The organism is Mesorhizobium sp. M1334 (assembly GCF_040317995.1).
Taxonomy (GTDB): domain Bacteria; phylum Pseudomonadota; class Alphaproteobacteria; order Rhizobiales; family Rhizobiaceae; genus Mesorhizobium.
The window spans coordinates 1-15,083 of record NZ_JAMYLM010000004.1 but is presented as its reverse complement, the minus strand read 5'-3'; the positions used below and the strand labels follow the sequence as shown (position 1 = coordinate 15,083).

Sequence of the window (15,083 nt, the reverse complement as noted above, 5' to 3'; positions counted from 1 at the left end):
ATATCGGGATTTGCCGGGACTGGCCTGATCTCGGCGGGCATACGCCTGCTCGTCAATAGACGGATCGGCACCATGTTGCACAGGTGGTCTTTGGCCCAGACTGTCCCAGCCTGTAGTGATGACGTTTTCTGACGGCCAAGCCCTGCAGCCGCATCACATATCTTGCGCTTTCGGCCAACGGGGCTCGCCGTCCTCCAGGGGGCGACGCGCCAGGGAGCGCAGATCATGGCCTCGTTCGAGGCCGAGCAGAAGCAGCGGGTGTTGGAGCGATGTGGAGCACCGGAGCGTATGCCGAAAGGTCGTAACTCATGCGCAGTCCTCCGGTCCGCGCCGCCCAGGGCGTGCCGCAGCACCGTGATCTCTTCGCACCCGGTCGCATCCCGCGCTGGGGCGCCCTCGCTCCGACCCTGGCCCGCTCGATGCGGTAATGACCCGAGGCCTGCCAAGAAAATCGGTCTGGCTACTGGCGAACGATGCCGCGCAATCGACGCTGCGCCGCCGTCTCTTTTATCGCGCCAGCAATCTTGCGGAGAAATGCGGGACTGAACGCGCCGATCGGCGTCGTCGCCACCAGATCATAGGCTTCATCGACCTGCACCCGGTTATCTTCGTCCAGGATCAGCCATGACGGATAGTCGAGGCCGCCGCGGCGGCATTCGATTTCGCTGATGGCAAGATGCGGGCGCGACCGGGGTTTTTGCGACGTCAGCGGAAAAGAGAAACAAGGCTGCGGGCGTCGCTGGCGTCCGGACAACGACGCAAACTGGCCTCGCCTTGCGTCCGGATTCCTCGCCAGCGTCTGCTTCCCGCGCCCATAGGTAATAATATCGGAGCAGATCGCCGGCTTTAAGCATCGGGCTTGTCGCCAGAAATTATTGCATCCAGTCCATTCATGAGTTCATTGTGGACTTCATCCGGCGCGTCCTCGAGCGTATAGGCGACCGAATGCGGCTGGCCGACGAGCTGGTGGTACTGAGCAGCGGACAGGATGACGAGCTTTTCCTTGCCGCGCTTGGTCAGGGCCACCGGCTCAATCAATGCCGTTTCGAGGATTTCGCCTGACACGCGGTTCATGTCCGAGAATGTGAATTGTTTCATCGCCGTACGTCCTTTGAAGTACCTACAATAGGTAATTCACGTAAGAAAAGCAAGGATGGTAGCGGGCGAACGCCGCCATTCTTGTCAGGATCCATCGCTCTTATCAGGATCGATTCGCTCGAAAGAGCGGCATTGTCCGTTTATTGCTGAGTGCGGCCCGCGCGGTCTGGAACGCGTAGCCGTCCCAATCCACCCACGCCTCCCAACCTTGCGCGTGGCGCGTTCGCGAGGCCTCGCTCCATGCCGTCAGCCTTGTCGCTCACAGCTTCTGTGTGGTGACAACTCTGTCGCGTTCCGCACCGCTCATTGAAGACAACATCCGGCGGTACGGATTCTCCCATCGCTGCCGCCGTGTGTTTTCTTCCGACATCCCGGTTCTCGAGCTCGAGAAATCCGAGAGTGGTGCGTCCGAACGAATTTCGGAGCTCATACTCGAAGGCATCAGGCTGGGGGCGGAGGGGGTTGCGCTGGGTTGCGCGGGCATGGCTGATTTTGCATCCGCCGCTCCAGCGCAAGCAGGATATTCCCGTGGTGGATGGAGTCGGCGCTGCAGTCGGTCTTGCGCAGACCCTGATACGCTGCGGCGTCGCGCCTTCCAAACGTGGCGTGTGGGCCATGCCGGCGCGCGCGAAGATGCTGGACAGGTTCGAACGACCAGGAGCGATTCGTACCTGATTCTATGTTCCTTTCACGACTCTCGGCTTAATCGGCCGGCGGGATTGGGCCGCGCTCTCGAGTGTCAAGGCCAACCGCTTCTCGTCTTCGATGGCGCGATCGACTGCCTCGATTTCCTCTTGGAGGACCTTCAGCTCGACTCCGTAGCTGGAGCCATCGCTGTCGCCAATTTGAAAGCCACTTGCCCGCATTGCGTCGCGAGTATGGTGCACGTTACGGACTCCTTCGCGTCGAGTCGCGACCAGAATTTCCCTGAATTCTCTAAGACGTTCAACGTGATTGCGAGCCATTTGCGTTCTCCTATTTCGTCGTCATCGTCGCTGACGGCGATTCAGCCCGACAAAAACCTACGGCGCAGAAGGTTTAAGCGCCTATAAGAGATACGCTCGACAGAGCATGAATGCGGAAGGTCAAATTTGAACGTCTTGCAATAGTTTGAAGCACGGCAGCTGGAGAGACGCTTCGGCCGAGCGCCTCTGCTGCTCGGCGCTCTTGCTGGTCCCTCCGGCTTCAGGATTGCGAGGGTTCATCTGTGAGCGTGCAGCGCGGCATGGTCTCATGTCTGGTATGCGGCGCAGTCCCGACTACAGTTGGCAAATCGCCGGATCGGCCCATCACTCCCAACGGCGCGCCTGAGATCGCCCGCGCTCGGTTTTACCGAAAACCTCACGCTCACGCCGCGCTGCCGAAAATAAGCCTGCATCAACTTGCGGCCCGAGCGATTGTTCTGCGCCAACTTGGTCGGATCGAACACCGCCTGTTTTATCCCCTCTCGTGTGAGCGCTGCCTTGAGCGTCGCGATACCTGCGTCGATGTCGGCATTGCCCGCCCAGAGCGAGGCATAGATACTTTCGGTCGCCTCGGCCACGGTCAGTTCGCTCACAGATGTGGTCCTTTCGTACAGGGCGGCGGCTTAGCATGGTTTCGCGGCTCGCCGATACCGATGAGACCGTCATTGGAATCCTGTCGGCGGCGCTGAAGTAGCGATATTACCTCGACCGGCAACGAGGGCGTGCTGCGGCTCGGCGTGATGACATGCCTTTATGGGGACCTAGTCTAACTGCGTGAGAGATCGAAAAGACCTTCCACGCCAGCAATTTACCCCGAACCAACAAATCACTGAGGAGACAATTCCCATGAAAGCGATCGTAGTGACGGACCAGGCTGCAGGAACGGCCGGAATGAAGCTGGGGCAGCGGCCCGAACCGCAGGCGGCAATAAACGATGTCGTCGTACAAGTTCATGCGGCGGGATTCGTCAACACCGAACTGGAGTGGCCTTCGACCTGGGCCGATCGGGCCTTCCATGACCGGACGCCGTCGATCCTCGGCCATGAGCTGGCCGGTGTGGTCACGGCCCTCGGCTACGGCACCACGGGGCTTTCGATCGATCAGCGGGTGTTCGGCCTCGCCGACTGGCATCGCGACGGCACGCTCGCCGAGTATGTCGCCATGGAGGCACGCAATCTCGCACCGCTGCCCGGCGACGTCGACTTCACGGTTGGCGCAAGCTTACCGATCTCCGGCCTGACCGCGTGGCAGGGACTGTTCCAGCACGGCCGCCTTCGGGCGGGGCAGAGCGTTCTCGTGCATGGCGCGGCCGGTGCCGTCGGTTCGATGGTGGCGCAGCTTGCAAGGGAGGCCGGAGCTTATGTCATCGGCACCGGACGCGCCGCCGACCGCCAGAAGGCGCTCGACTTCGGTGCAAATGAATTCATCGATCTCGGGAATGACACCCTGGAAGAGGTCGGCGGTGTCGATCTGGTGTTCGATGTCATCGGCGGCGATATTCAGAAACGGTCCGCCACGCTGGTCCGGGCCGGAGGAACGCTTGTGACAGTCGTCGGACCAACGGATATTCGACCTGCAGATGGCCTGACGGTTGACTTCGTCGTCGAGGCTGATCGAGCCCAGCTTTCGGAGATAGTTCAGCGGATCCGGGATGGACGACTGCGGACGAACATCGGCAAGGTCTCGAGCATGGATGACGCCGTCGCCACCTTCAACTCAACCGAGCGACGCACGGGAAAGACAGTCATCAGCGTTCGTCCGTAAGAACGCGCGGAGAGAGGGCGGTTCCTCTCTCCTCGTCTACTCCCATCAGCAAGATACCATCAGCAAGATAATTGCCTCGGCCATGCCGGTCTTCGTCGCTTAGACTCTCCGTGTCGCGATCGGTGTATTGGCGCTGTTCCCCTCCGCGAGGGCCCCGCAATGGCTGCAGGACTACCGCGACGACGTCGGTGCGCCGGACCTCCAGTCGGCCGTGTCGGTGAGCGCAGGGTGGAGCGTCTTCGCGATGGAGGACGGAGCGGTCTACAACACCTACCGCCGCTATCCACCGCTTGTGGGGCCGCCCTACGCGCCGTTGCTCGAGTTCGTGCCAAAGCCGTGACATCCACAACTTGCGCGCCTGCCTTGGCGAAGCGGGCATTCGCCAATAGAGAGCGTGTCATGCAAGCACGTGACCGCTTCTTATCGCGGGGATGTTCCTAAGGCGGAGGCCCTAAAATCAGCCGCGAGCGAAGAAGACGCAGATGCGGAATTAGCGTGCCGTCCTCGCCGCTTCCGCCTCGGCAGCGCGAGCAAGGTCTTCGACCCACTGCTGATGATAGCGGTAGAGCCCACCGGGGTGCTTGTGTCCGAGCACGTCGAGGAACCAAGGGCCCTGCTGCGTCTCTTCCGTCAGCACATGGCAACCCGTGTCCGTGGGAGTGATGACCCAACCGTGATAGGCGGTCGAGCCGGTCTCGTCGCCGTCGACCACCGTTTTCCACGCGAGCCTGTGGCCGGGCTCGCACTCCGTCACGACAAGGCTCATCGGAAATCCAACTGTCACCCGACTGAATCTGGTTCCGAGCGCCAGTTTAGGCTCACCGGTCAGGATCTTAACCTGATCCTCAGGAGGAAAGTAGCTCGACCAGTTCTTGGCGTCGACCAACAGCTCCCACACCACTTCAGGCGGGGCTTTCACGTCAATGTCATTGAGCGCGTAGATCGACGAAATCTTCGGGTCGAAATGGTCAGGCCATATTACACGATCATACATGGCTCAAGCCTGCTTCTTGAAGAGATCTTTGAAAATTAAAGGCGCCCAAGTGTTTCCTCGCGCCTGAATGAGCAGCCCACCCTCTGCGAGCCTTCCAAGGTTGACCGGTGCATAGCCGAGTTGCTCGACCAGCGTGGACACCACCGGAAGGGCGCTGTCCTTGTCGCTGGAGAGAAAAACCACTCGCCGCCAGCCGTCGATGGAGGGCTCCTGAGCAAGGACGCCTGCAGGCAGGTGGTTGAACGCCTTGACAAGCGCGGCAGCGCCAAACGCCTTGGCGACCACGGCCGAAGACGGGAGGCTGCCCAAATCGCTTGGTCAGACGCCGTGGGCGTTCGTCACATCGATAATGATCTTGCCCCCCAGTCCTTGGCAGTGTTCGCAACCTCCCCGTGCGCCCAGAACGGAACAGCCAGCAGGATAATATCGGCCTTGATAGCTTCGTTCAGGGAGCTGGGGATGACCGTGGTTCCGATGGCCGTTGCGAGCGGCGCGAGCGCCTTGGGCGCACGTGTGCTTGCTATGGCCACTTCGATACCCTTGCGGGCGAACATTTTCGCGAGCGCCTGACCGACGGCCCCGGCGCCTATGATTGCGTAAGTCATTTCATATCTCCAGATCGGCGAATTGCCGGTACGTTCTGGAGCTTAGCTAAGGTCGTGGAGCCTCAACCGGGATTGGCGATTTCTCGACAGCGGCTGTGCATCGGCGCACCATTCACGGATCGGTCGCGCCTCAGCGTCCCAGTGAAGGTCGACATCCGTGGCCAGGGACAGTCGCTCGTCATTCGCTGGAGTCGGGTTGTCCCGCCAATAGCGGCGCGTATGCGGCGAGCCCCTGCCGTTCGCAAGGCCGCTGCCAGCGCGTCCATCAAGTACGGCCGAAACAGATTAGTTCGCACGTAGCCGCCGACCGAGAAAGCAGACACCGCAAGCGAGGACTCCGGAGGTCGCGGTTGCGCCCTTAAGCCCCGCCTGGCCGACCAGATAGAAGATCGCATTGGCCTCGCCGCCCGGCATCGTCTCGCTGAACTAGATGCGGCTGTTGGGCTGGATTGCTGGCTCAGACCGAGCAGGGTCTCCGCTGCACCTCGACGCCGAGGTCGCGCAGATCGTGGCCGTTGCCGCGCCGCGCCGATTTTTTGGAGTGGTAGGCCGCGCCCGACGCGGCGAATTCGTAATCCTACTCGGCGGCCGTCTCCGCTGGCGCCCCTGCCGGCCGCGAAGGCTCGGCCTCGGCACGGGGCTTGCGCCGCGAAAACAGCGACCTGAGCGTGACGTAGAACACCGGCGTCAGGAAAAGGCCGACGAAGGTGACGCCGAGCATGCCGGAGAATACCGCGGTGCCGAGCGACTGGCGCATTTCTGCGCCCGGGCCCGTTGCGATCATCAGCGGCACGACGCCGAGGATGAACGAGAAGGCGGTCATCAGGATCGGCCGCAGCCTGAGCCGGCAGGCTTCGACGGCAGCCTCGGCGGCCGACAGCCCGCGTTCCTGCGCCTGCCGCGCGAATTCGACGATCAGGATCGCGTTCTTGGCGGCAAGCCCGATTAGCACGATGAGGCCGATCTGCACGAGGATGTTGTTGTCCAGCCCTCGGAACGACACGCCGAGCAACGCCGCGAGCACGCCGAGCGGCACCACCAGCACAATGGCGAACGGCAGCACCAAGCTTTCATATTGCGCCGCCAGCGCCAGGAACACGAACAGCACCGAAAGTCCGAAGATATAGAGAGCGGCATTGCCGGTGTTGCGCTCCTGATAGGCGAGCTCGGTCCATTCATAGGAGGTACCGGCCGGCAGCGTCTTTGCCGTGATCCCTTCCATCAATGCCAGCGCGTCGCCTGTGGAAACGCCGGGCGCGGCGTTGCCCTGCAGCGGCACCGAGACGTACATGTTGTAGCGCTGGACCAGCGCCGGGCCGGTGGCGTCGCGGATCTCGACCAACGTGCCGAGCGGAACCAGCGCGCCGGTCGCCGAGCGCACCTTCAGTTTCAAGATGTCGGCGCGATCTAGGCGGAACGCCTGGTCGGCCTGCGCCCGCACCTGGTAGACGCGCCCGAAAGCGTTGAAGTCGTTGACGTAGGCGGTGCCCAAATTGATCGACAGCGTCTCGAAGATGTTGGGGATCGGCACGTTCAGGATGCGCGCCTTGTCGCGATCGATCGCCAGGAAGAATTGCGGGCTCGACACGGAGAAGGTGGTGAACACGCCCGTCAGCCCCGGCGTCTTGTTGGCCTTGCCGGCGATTTCGTAGGCAAGCGCCAGGATCTGCCGCATATCGGCGCTGTTGCGCTCCTGGATCTGCAGCTTGAAGCCGCCGGCATTTCCGACGCCGCGGATCGGCGGCGGCGGCAGTGCGATAATGAAGGCTTCCTTGATGCTTTGCAGGCTGCCGAACAGATTGCCGATGACCTGGGTCGCCGACTGGTCGGCTTTCAGTCGCTCGTCAAACGGCTTGAACCTGGCGAAGATCACGCCCGCATTGCTAGCGTTGGTGAAGGTCGCGCCGGAGAAGCCGGCGAAGGCGACTGCGTAGTCGACGCCGGGCGTTTTCTGGATGATCTGCGACGCCTGCTGGATGACCGCATCGGTCCTCGACAAAGACGCGCCGTCCGGCAACTGGACGACGACGATCGCATAGCCCTGGTCAAGCGACGGAATGAAACCGCGCGGCACCGCCTGCACCAGGTAGACCGTGGCGTAGATGAGGCCCGCGAAAACAGCCAGCATGGCGGCGATCGTTATCCACGAGCCGATCAGCACGCGGATGATGCTCGAATACCAGTGGGCGACCCTGTCGAAGCCGCGATTGAAGCCCTCGGCGAGCGCCCGTCCGAACCGCGCCAGGAAAAAGCGCGGCGGCGCCGCCGCGGCGTGGTGCGGCTTGAACAGCAGTGCGGCCAGCGCTGGCGAAAGCGTCAGCGAATTGAATGCCGAGATCGCCGTCGACACCGCGATGGTGATCGCAAACTGCAGGTAGAACTGCCCAGAAATGCCGGGGATGAAGGCTGTCGGTACGAACACGGCTATCAGCACCAGCGAGATCGCGATGACCGCGGTTCCGACTTCGTCCATGGTCAGGTGCGACGCCGGATTGGGCGCCAGCCCTCTGGCGATATTGCGCTCGACGTTCTCGACCACGACGATCGCATCGTCGACGACGATGCCGATCGCCAGAACGAGGCCGAACAGCGTCAGCATGTTGAGCGAGAAGCCGGCGGCGTAAAGCACCGCCAGCGTGCCGATCAGCGACACGGGGATCGCCACGATCGGCACGATCGCCATGCGCCACGATTGCAGGAAGACGATGATGACGATGATGACCAGCAGCATCGCCTCCAGGATTGTCTTGTAGACCTCCCGGATCGACTCGGCGACGAACTCGGTCGGATTGTAGACGATGTCGTAGCTCAACCCCTTCGGGAAGTCGCGGGAAAGCTCCTTCATCTTGTCCTGGATTTCCGCCGCTGCGGCAAGCGCATTGGTGCCCGGCCGCTGGAAGATGGCGAGCGCCACCGCCGGTTTGCCGTTGAGATAGGAGTTGGTGACGTAATCCTTGGCGCCGAGCTCGATGCGCGCCACGTCCTGCAGCGAGATCAGGCGGCCGTCGTCGGTCGATTTGACGATCACGTATCGGAAGTCGCGTGCGTCGTTGAAGCGGCCTTGCGTGGTGACCGTGTACTGGAACGCCGTGCCGGTGCTGGTCGGCGGCGCGCCGATCGCGCCACCCGACACCTGGACGTTCTGGTCGCGCAGCGCCTGCACCACATCGCCCGAGGTCATCCCCAGGGCGGACAGTTTTTGCGGATCGAGCCAAATGCGCAGCGAATATTCGCGTTCGCCGAAGATGATGAGGTCGCCGACGCCGTCGAGTCTGAGCAGTATGTCGCGCACCCGCGAGCGGGCGTAGTTCGAGACGTAGAGCTGGTCGTAGGTATTGTCGGGCGACAGCATGTGCACGACCATCATCAGGTCGGGCGAGCTCTTGGTGGTCGTTATGCCGAGGCGGCGGACTTCTTCGGGCAGGCGCGGCTCGGCGACCGATACGCGGTTCTGCACCAGCACCTGCGCCTGGTCGAGATCGGTGCCCAGCTTGAATGTGATGGTCAGCGCCATCGCCCCGTCGCCCGACGAATAGGACGACATGTAGAGCATGCCCTCGACGCCGTTGATCTCCTGCTCGATCGGCGTTGCCACCGTCGCTGCGACCGTCTCGGCGTCGGCGCCCGGATACTGCGCGCGAACGACGATGGTCGGCGGCGCGATCTCGGGATATTGCGCGACCGGCAGCTGGGTATAAGCAATCCCGCCGAGGATCAGCAGGATGACCGAAACGACCGATGCGAAGATCGGACGGTCGACGAAGAAATGTGCGAACCTCATTGCTGCAACTCGGCGATCTCGGCCTTGGGCGGCAACGTCACCATTTCGACCTTCACCTTGGTGCCGGGCCTGGCGTGCATCAGCCCGTTGACGATGATCGTCTCGTTGCCGGTCAGGCCCCCGCGGATCACCCGGTAGCCGTCGAGAAGCGGGCCGGTGCGCACGGGCTTCGCCGACACCATCCCGGCCTCATCCACCAGGAACACGATGCGGCGATCCTGATCGGCGCCGATCGCCTCGTCGGGCACCAGCACGCCGCTATGCGGCAGCGACCCCGGCACGTTGATGCGCCCGAACATGCCTGGCTGGAGAATGCCGTCGGTGTTGGGAAACCTTGCACGCACCCGCATGGTGCCGGTCGCGTTGTCGATCCGGTTCTCGGCAAAATCGAGCTTGCCTTTGAATACCGCCTCCGCGCGGTCGGCGACGCGAACCACCACCTCGAGCCCGCCGGCGCCTTCCTGCATGCTGCCGCCGCGCTCCTTCGCGTCCCGGGCGTAGCTGAAATACAGGCGCTCATCGACGTCGAAATAGAAGTCAATCGGATCGCGCGTAACGATTGTCGTCAGCAAGGTGGAATCCGGCTGCACGAGGTTGCCGACCGACACCAGCCGGCGGTCGATGCGGCCGGACAAGGGCGCCTTGATCTCGGTGAATTCCATGTTCAGGCTAGCCGTCGTCAGCGCAGCTGTCGCGCCCTGCATCTGCGCCTGCGCCGAAAGGTATTCCCGCCGGCGGTCGTCGAGCGTCGCGGTTGAGATATTGCCGGTCTTGGCGAGTTCGTCGGCGCGATCCAGCTGCATCTTGGAGAATTCGAGCAGACTCTTGGCGACGTCCACTTGCGACTTGGCGGCATCATAAGCCGCCTGGTACGGACGCTGGTCGATGGTGAAGAGCAGGTCTCCCTTGTTGACCAGTGCGCCGTCCTGGAAGCTGACCTTGTCCAGATAGCCGCTGACGCGCGAACGGATGGCGACCTGGTCGACGGCTTCGAAGCGCCCGACGAACTCGTCGTCTTCGACGATTTCACGGACCACTGGCTTGGCCGCCGTCACCACGGGTAGCTGCTGGTCCTGCGCAAACGCAGTGCTGAAAGCCATGCCGAGCAGGAATGTCGCCGATACGGCGGCGCGGGCAAGCCAGTCGGCCGATCGACGGGCTCGCCCGCCCGCGTCGCGATGCAATTGCCCATTCTCTAGGGTGTCCATTTGCGTCCCCGCTCGCTGGACCCGGAGGCCGGTTGATCCGCTTCTACGTTCAAGCTACTCGTCGAAATCAGAGCACTGCAGTGTTGTGCATGGCAAGATGATCATTTTCCATGTGGGCTGAAATGTCCACCCTGTGGCTGCCCCGCCACCCGCGACTGGCGACGCAGATCCACCGGGCGATCCGGGATGCCATTGAGACGGGGCGGCTAGACCTGTGAGCAGATCTTGGTCCCGTCGGGCTGAACGTCCGCAATCCTTCTTCAAACGTTAAAGCCGCCATTCCGCCATCGTGATGAGTTTCGGGCGCCGGCAGGCGTACGAAAGTCCGCGACGAAGGAACCCGTGGGCCACAGGCGATGGCTATGGGGATTTCGGATTTCGGCGGATGTCGGCGATGGCGTGACCGCCGTCGGGAAGCTCAGGGGTGAATGCGGACAGACCGCTTCGTTGCGCCTCCGCGCGGTCTTGTCGGGACGGTGGGCGGCTGGGCGCGGCTCTGTCGGCGTCGATAATCACCATAGACGTGCGTCGATCCGTTGCCGAAGGCTGAGTGCCTGCAGCTGAAGGCTGAACCATTCCATGCCGGGGTCATGGCGTACTGCTCCCGGTCGACGGGGAACCGTGTGGCGGTCCGCGCGGCTGCTCCAAGGTTTGCGGGTCGATTGCTTTCTCGACCTGTTCGCGCTGAACCGGTCGGTTGGATCCTTTTCCTACCCAAGAATCTACCTGATCGCCCGCACCTGCATTTCTGAGACGGTCCAGGATGTCGCCGAGGCCGCCGTGGGAGCCGGCGCTAGCGTTGGGATCTGTCGATTTCCTGCCAGCGATCAGCTCGCCGATCTTGTCCCTGTTCTTGTAGGCAAGCAGGCCAAGCAACGCTATGGCCACCTTTCTATGTCAAGGCTCATTTCGTATCTCCTTCCACAAGAAAGCAAAAGCCATGCGCTTTTGAAAGGTTCCACGGTTCGGCCTCCCACCGGGAATTCCGGGCTAGCCCCGAACCTGCTGTATATTAACATCTGCGGAGACTTTCGGGCTTTTCGCGTGTTGGAACTTTGTCCTCCAGCTACATAGCAATCGTGATCGGCTGTCGGTCACACCTGGCCTGTCGGCTTCGGTCGGCGGACTTTTTGTTGCGTTGGGTGAACATCCGCCTGCGGCGATGGTTCGATAAGTAGCACTATCCCCCAGATCGGGCCCCGCATAGGAGAGCGCCGCTTGGCCTCGAGAAGCAAAGACACGACAGAGCGCACGTCAGATGCCGCACGGGCGCTGATCGACGACGAGCGCACGGCACGAGACGCAAAGACCGCTCGGCTCCGGGAGCAGCGGCTGAGGGCTGAAACCAATTGGGACCACGCGATGGAGCAGCTTCGCAGTGAAATGGCGTTGTTGGCGGATCCGGGATTTGGGTCGCGCTGGCCGCAGTTCTGGTTCGCTACGGAATCGGCGCTGCAATGCTTCTGGGGTAGTTCCCTACAGGTGGCGGTTTTTCGCGTTTCTTCGCGGCGAAACGTTTCGCTGCTCAGAGATGATCCGGGGCCTCTTGGGAACTAAGGGTCCGCTTGCCAAATCCAGCAATGGCCGGCGGACCCCGTCAGCGCATGAAGGGACTTTTTATGCGCCAAATCTCCTCCCGGAGATGACGCTACCAACAGGCAATGGCGAGGGCTGGTTCCCGCCGCGTCTTGCGCACCGGACCATTGCGCGGCCAGGCCAGACTTAAGTCCTACGGTCTAGTGGTTTAAGCCCCTTCGAGGAACGTTCGTTGGTTGGCTCGCGTTGAGGTGAGCTTGGCGCGATGAAGCTGCGTCCCGGCAAAATCTCAACAAGGAGACGGCTATGAGAATGCATCTTTCCACCGCAGCGGCGGGATTTCTGTTGTTGGCCGGCATTGGTGCCGCTGCCGCCCAGGACGTGATCATCGAACCGCAGCAGGAAACCGTCATCAAGGAATACGTCAAGAAGCAGCCGCTCGCTTCGGTGAAAATTCCTGGGGTGGAGCTCAACATCGGCTCGCCTCTGCCCGATACAGTCGAGCTTCATGAAGTGCCAAACGTCAAATACCGTTATGTGATCGTCGACAACCGGACCGTTCTGGTGGATCCGAGCACGCGCAAGATCATCAAGGTCTACGACTGAGCTGATCTTGGAAGCGCTGGCCCGGATAGCGGTGGCAATCGCCAATAGTCCGGGTCAGCCGTTCCACAGTTTCGATCATCGCCTTTGCAAACGCCTCGCCTTCATGCACCCGTGGGTCCATAGAACAAGTGAACGCATCCTCAGGAGGCGAGGTCGATTGCCCGTCCCACGAGTTGGCCGCCGTGCTGCCACCGGATCGATTGTTGAAGAGATCAGCTGGGCGTATCATCGCGCGGCAATGGCGATCTGCGGCTTGACCTTGGCGTTTCCTTCTACGTCCCGTTGTCGGCCGCGATCCGCCGCCTGAGGCTGGTGCGAGCTTGCTCGGCGAAAATTGAGCGCGGGCGACCGGCGATATATGGGGTGGCTGCCCGAACGATTGCCAAGAGTCTTCGCGGCATCGTCCCACTGAGGTTTGCACTCGACGCGTACCATATGAGCGGTGGTCAAGGCATTTGGCCCGCGGCATCCAGCGGGATTTGTTGGTGACCCAGGAGACACTCGGCATGAGTAACGTCGTAACGCTTCATGGTGACAAGCGCTGGAAAGCGGTTCTAGTCTCCGCCCACCAGAACGGCCCCGTTGCGATCGAGCATTTTCTAGAAGAGATTTCCGAGCTTCATAACGTCATTGAACACGGCCCGGAATACCCTGATCACGTGCATGGTGACAATCAACCGCACGGACGGTGGTGAGGAACAGAACAGCCAGGAAAAGGCGCGCCTTGAACATCGGTGAAATCGCGAACCGTCTTATCCGGGCTGCCGAGATCGAGCGCGCCAGCCATGTGCGTGTAGAGCCGGCCGCGCCTGGTAGTCAGCAGCTCGCTAGGCCCAGACCTACACCGAGCTGGGTGGTTCTAGGTGGGGCGTCCATCTCGAACACCGACAGCAATATGATCAAAACTGTGAAAGCCGTGTCGATGCCAACGCGAACCGCAGCCCTGACCGCCTTCGCTTCGCGGTGTCGGAGCGCAAACCTCTGCAGCCACAGGTTCTCGATAATGTTGAGCATGTATTCCGAGCCGGCGGCCCTATATCGAGAAGTTAATTGGCCCTGAGATAGGGTTGGCGTTGCCGCCTGAACACCGTCCTTGCTCGCACCGCCTGTCACGATCCACAATCTACCGCAAAGATCGCCGAGGGGACGTTCCCGGCCCAGTTCTGGATCAGCGTCAACGGCGCAGGATGGCGGGAATCCGATATCAACGGGTGGGTTGCCGATCCGGTCAGGTGGGGCCAGAGGGAGAAGCCGGCTGTGACCGGTGAGCGGAAACGCACCGGTAGAGAAAGAGCGGGCCAATGGTCATGGCGACGCGACGGCCCCGGATCCCGAGGCGCTGCGAAAGGTCAACGACGTGGCCTCCAGCTTGCGCACATCATCGGCCGCCGCATGGCGCGTGAGGATTTTGCCGCGCGCACGGCAACGAACGACAACAAACCTCTGAACACCCCGACCATGGAAGACGAGGCCGCCAGGGAGTAAAGAGACAGCCTCGAGACATGCTCGAGACGATCTTTTCCCTTCCGCTGCATCGCAGCATATGATATGTATAAGGCATATCACTGGAGTGTGCGATGCGAGCCCTTATCGACATGAACGATGCCCAGGTTGAAGCCCTCGACAGTCTTGCCAAACGGGCGCGCCAATCCCGTGCGGCCCTGATCCGGGCGGCAATAGACGATTATCTCGACCGCCATCATCGCGAACAGGTCGAGGAAGGCTTCGGCCTGTGGGGTAAGCGCAAGGTTGATGGGCTGGTTTATCAGGAGAAAGTGCGCCGCGAATGGTAGGCGCGCTTTTCGATACCAATATCCTCATCGACTATCTGAACGCCGTCCCCCAGGCCCGCGAGGAAATCGAGCGCTTCGAAAGCCGTGCCGTCAGTATCATCACCTGGATGGAAGTGATGGTGGGCGCAAACGCCGATCTCGTCGAGCCGACCCGGCTTTTCCTCGAAGGCTTCAAAGTCATCGCTCTGGACGACGAGATCGCCAACCGTGCAGTAGCGCTGCGGCGAGCACATCGTATCAAGCTGCCCGACGCCGTGATCTGGGCTACATCGCAGACCGCCGGACGCTTGCTTGTGACCCGCAATACCAAAGACTTTCCACCTGACGATCCGGGGATTCGCGAACCATACACCCTGTAGCGAACGCGCCCCCGGCCCGTGAAGGGAGAGCCAGCCCCATGACCCGTATTGCCTTTTACGCCCATTATTCCTCCGACAACCAGCGCGACGTCCTCCATCGAGGACCAGTTGCGCCAGTGTTGTGAGCGCACCGCGCGAGGGGGGCCGAGTAGAGAACTAGGGCCTGTTGATATTCATGATTCCCATTCAGGCTTGATCGTGATTCCAAGCTTTGGATGGAAGGATTCGTGCTGACGGACGCCCAGTGGGCGAAGATGGAACCGTATTGTCCGGGTAAGCCAGCGGATCCTGGGCGAAGCGGCCACGACAATCGCCTGTTCGTCGAAGCGGTTCTTTCGATCGTGCGGACTGGCAGTCCGTGGCGTGATCTGCCT

Annotated in this window: 14 protein-coding genes and 4 pseudogenes; 9 read left to right on the top strand and 9 right to left on the bottom strand. The window is 61.7% G+C overall.

Annotated features, from left to right (window positions below; genetic code table 11):
* Nucleotides 1-460: 460 nt before the first annotated feature.
* Together NKH17_RS09690 and NKH17_RS09685 are read right to left on the bottom strand one after the other, a co-directional pair.
* Entirely contained in the window at nucleotides 461-754 is a 294-nt protein-coding gene (locus tag NKH17_RS09690; RefSeq protein ID WP_352806477.1) for a hypothetical protein, read from the bottom strand.
* Between the two features lie 92 nt (nucleotides 755-846).
* The gene (locus NKH17_RS09685) at nucleotides 847-1,098 is read right to left on the bottom strand and encodes a type II toxin-antitoxin system Phd/YefM family antitoxin (RefSeq protein WP_352507601.1); all 252 of its coding nucleotides are present in this window, start codon (nucleotides 1,096-1,098) and stop codon (nucleotides 847-849) included.
* A gap of 272 nt (nucleotides 1,099-1,370) precedes the next feature.
* On the opposite strand from NKH17_RS09685, the pseudogene NKH17_RS09680 reads away from it, so the two are divergent.
* Nucleotides 1,371-1,553, top strand: a pseudogene (locus tag NKH17_RS09680) (aspartate/glutamate racemase family protein); the annotation flags it as partial.
* A 222-nt stretch (nucleotides 1,554-1,775) separates the two neighbouring features.
* Here the strand turns inward: NKH17_RS09680 and NKH17_RS09675 are convergent.
* Nucleotides 1,776-2,063, bottom strand: coding sequence for a hypothetical protein (locus tag NKH17_RS09675; RefSeq protein WP_254818635.1), 288 nt, complete (start codon nucleotides 2,061-2,063; stop codon nucleotides 1,776-1,778).
* Between the two features lie 368 nt (nucleotides 2,064-2,431).
* Nucleotides 2,432-2,656, bottom strand: a pseudogene (locus tag NKH17_RS09670) (hypothetical protein); the annotation flags it as partial.
* A gap of 253 nt (nucleotides 2,657-2,909) precedes the next feature.
* Here NKH17_RS09670 and NKH17_RS09665 point away from each other — a divergent pair.
* Both NKH17_RS09665 and NKH17_RS09660 read left to right on the top strand, forming a co-directional pair.
* A complete protein-coding gene (locus NKH17_RS09665) occupies nucleotides 2,910-3,827 on the top strand; it encodes an NADP-dependent oxidoreductase (RefSeq protein ID WP_352806472.1) in 918 nt (305 codons plus the stop codon).
* Nucleotides 3,828-3,954: 127 nt separating this feature from the next.
* The gene (locus NKH17_RS09660; RefSeq protein ID WP_352806469.1) at nucleotides 3,955-4,167 is read left to right on the top strand and encodes a hypothetical protein; all 213 of its coding nucleotides are present in this window, start codon (nucleotides 3,955-3,957) and stop codon (nucleotides 4,165-4,167) included.
* A gap of 150 nt (nucleotides 4,168-4,317) precedes the next feature.
* Here the strand turns inward: NKH17_RS09660 and NKH17_RS09655 are convergent, their stop codons facing one another.
* The 5 genes and pseudogenes from NKH17_RS09655 to NKH17_RS09635 all read right to left on the bottom strand — a co-directional run bounded on the left by NKH17_RS09655 (nucleotide 4,318) and on the right by NKH17_RS09635 (nucleotide 11,303).
* A complete protein-coding gene (locus NKH17_RS09655) occupies nucleotides 4,318-4,821 on the bottom strand; it encodes an SRPBCC domain-containing protein (RefSeq protein ID WP_352806466.1) in 504 nt (167 codons plus the stop codon).
* 3 nt (nucleotides 4,822-4,824) lie between these two features.
* Nucleotides 4,825-5,426: pseudogene (locus tag NKH17_RS09650) on the bottom strand (NADPH-dependent F420 reductase).
* Between the two features lie 577 nt (nucleotides 5,427-6,003).
* Nucleotides 6,004-9,207 carry an efflux RND transporter permease subunit gene (locus tag NKH17_RS09645; RefSeq protein ID WP_352806463.1) on the bottom strand — a complete coding sequence of 1,068 codons (3,204 nt, stop codon included), beginning with the start codon at nucleotides 9,205-9,207 and terminating at the stop codon, nucleotides 6,004-6,006.
* Entirely contained in the window at nucleotides 9,204-10,307 is a 1,104-nt protein-coding gene (locus NKH17_RS09640; RefSeq protein WP_352806625.1) for an efflux RND transporter periplasmic adaptor subunit, read from the bottom strand. Before NKH17_RS09640 ends, NKH17_RS09645 begins: the two co-directional genes overlap by 4 nt.
* A gap of 696 nt (nucleotides 10,308-11,003) precedes the next feature.
* Nucleotides 11,004-11,303, bottom strand: a complete 300-nt coding sequence (locus NKH17_RS09635; protein ID WP_352895559.1) for a YidB family protein — start codon at nucleotides 11,301-11,303, stop codon at nucleotides 11,004-11,006.
* A gap of 954 nt (nucleotides 11,304-12,257) precedes the next feature.
* Here NKH17_RS09635 and NKH17_RS09630 point away from each other — a divergent pair.
* The 6 genes and pseudogenes from NKH17_RS09630 to NKH17_RS09605 form a co-directional block, all read left to right on the top strand.
* Nucleotides 12,258-12,557: a DUF1236 domain-containing protein gene (locus NKH17_RS09630; RefSeq protein ID WP_352480134.1), complete on the top strand. Its 300-nt coding sequence runs from the start codon at nucleotides 12,258-12,260 to the stop codon at nucleotides 12,555-12,557.
* Between the two features lie 506 nt (nucleotides 12,558-13,063).
* On the top strand, nucleotides 13,064-13,252 hold the full coding sequence (locus NKH17_RS09625) for a hypothetical protein (RefSeq protein ID WP_352689862.1): 189 nt from the start codon (nucleotides 13,064-13,066) through the stop codon (nucleotides 13,250-13,252).
* A gap of 385 nt (nucleotides 13,253-13,637) precedes the next feature.
* Nucleotides 13,638-13,793, top strand: a pseudogene (locus NKH17_RS09620) (helix-turn-helix transcriptional regulator); the annotation flags it as partial.
* 341 nt (nucleotides 13,794-14,134) lie between these two features.
* Nucleotides 14,135-14,350 (top strand): ribbon-helix-helix protein, CopG family, encoded by a 216-nt coding sequence (locus tag NKH17_RS09615; RefSeq protein WP_352806456.1) that lies wholly within the window; start codon nucleotides 14,135-14,137, stop codon nucleotides 14,348-14,350.
* Nucleotides 14,344-14,709, top strand: a complete 366-nt coding sequence (locus NKH17_RS09610) for a type II toxin-antitoxin system VapC family toxin (RefSeq protein ID WP_352507629.1) — start codon at nucleotides 14,344-14,346, stop codon at nucleotides 14,707-14,709. The genes NKH17_RS09615 and NKH17_RS09610 overlap by 7 nt, the downstream gene beginning before the upstream one ends.
* A 215-nt stretch (nucleotides 14,710-14,924) precedes the next feature.
* A partial coding sequence (locus NKH17_RS09605) for a transposase (RefSeq protein ID WP_352970776.1) occupies nucleotides 14,925-15,083 on the top strand: 159 nt, incomplete at its 3' end.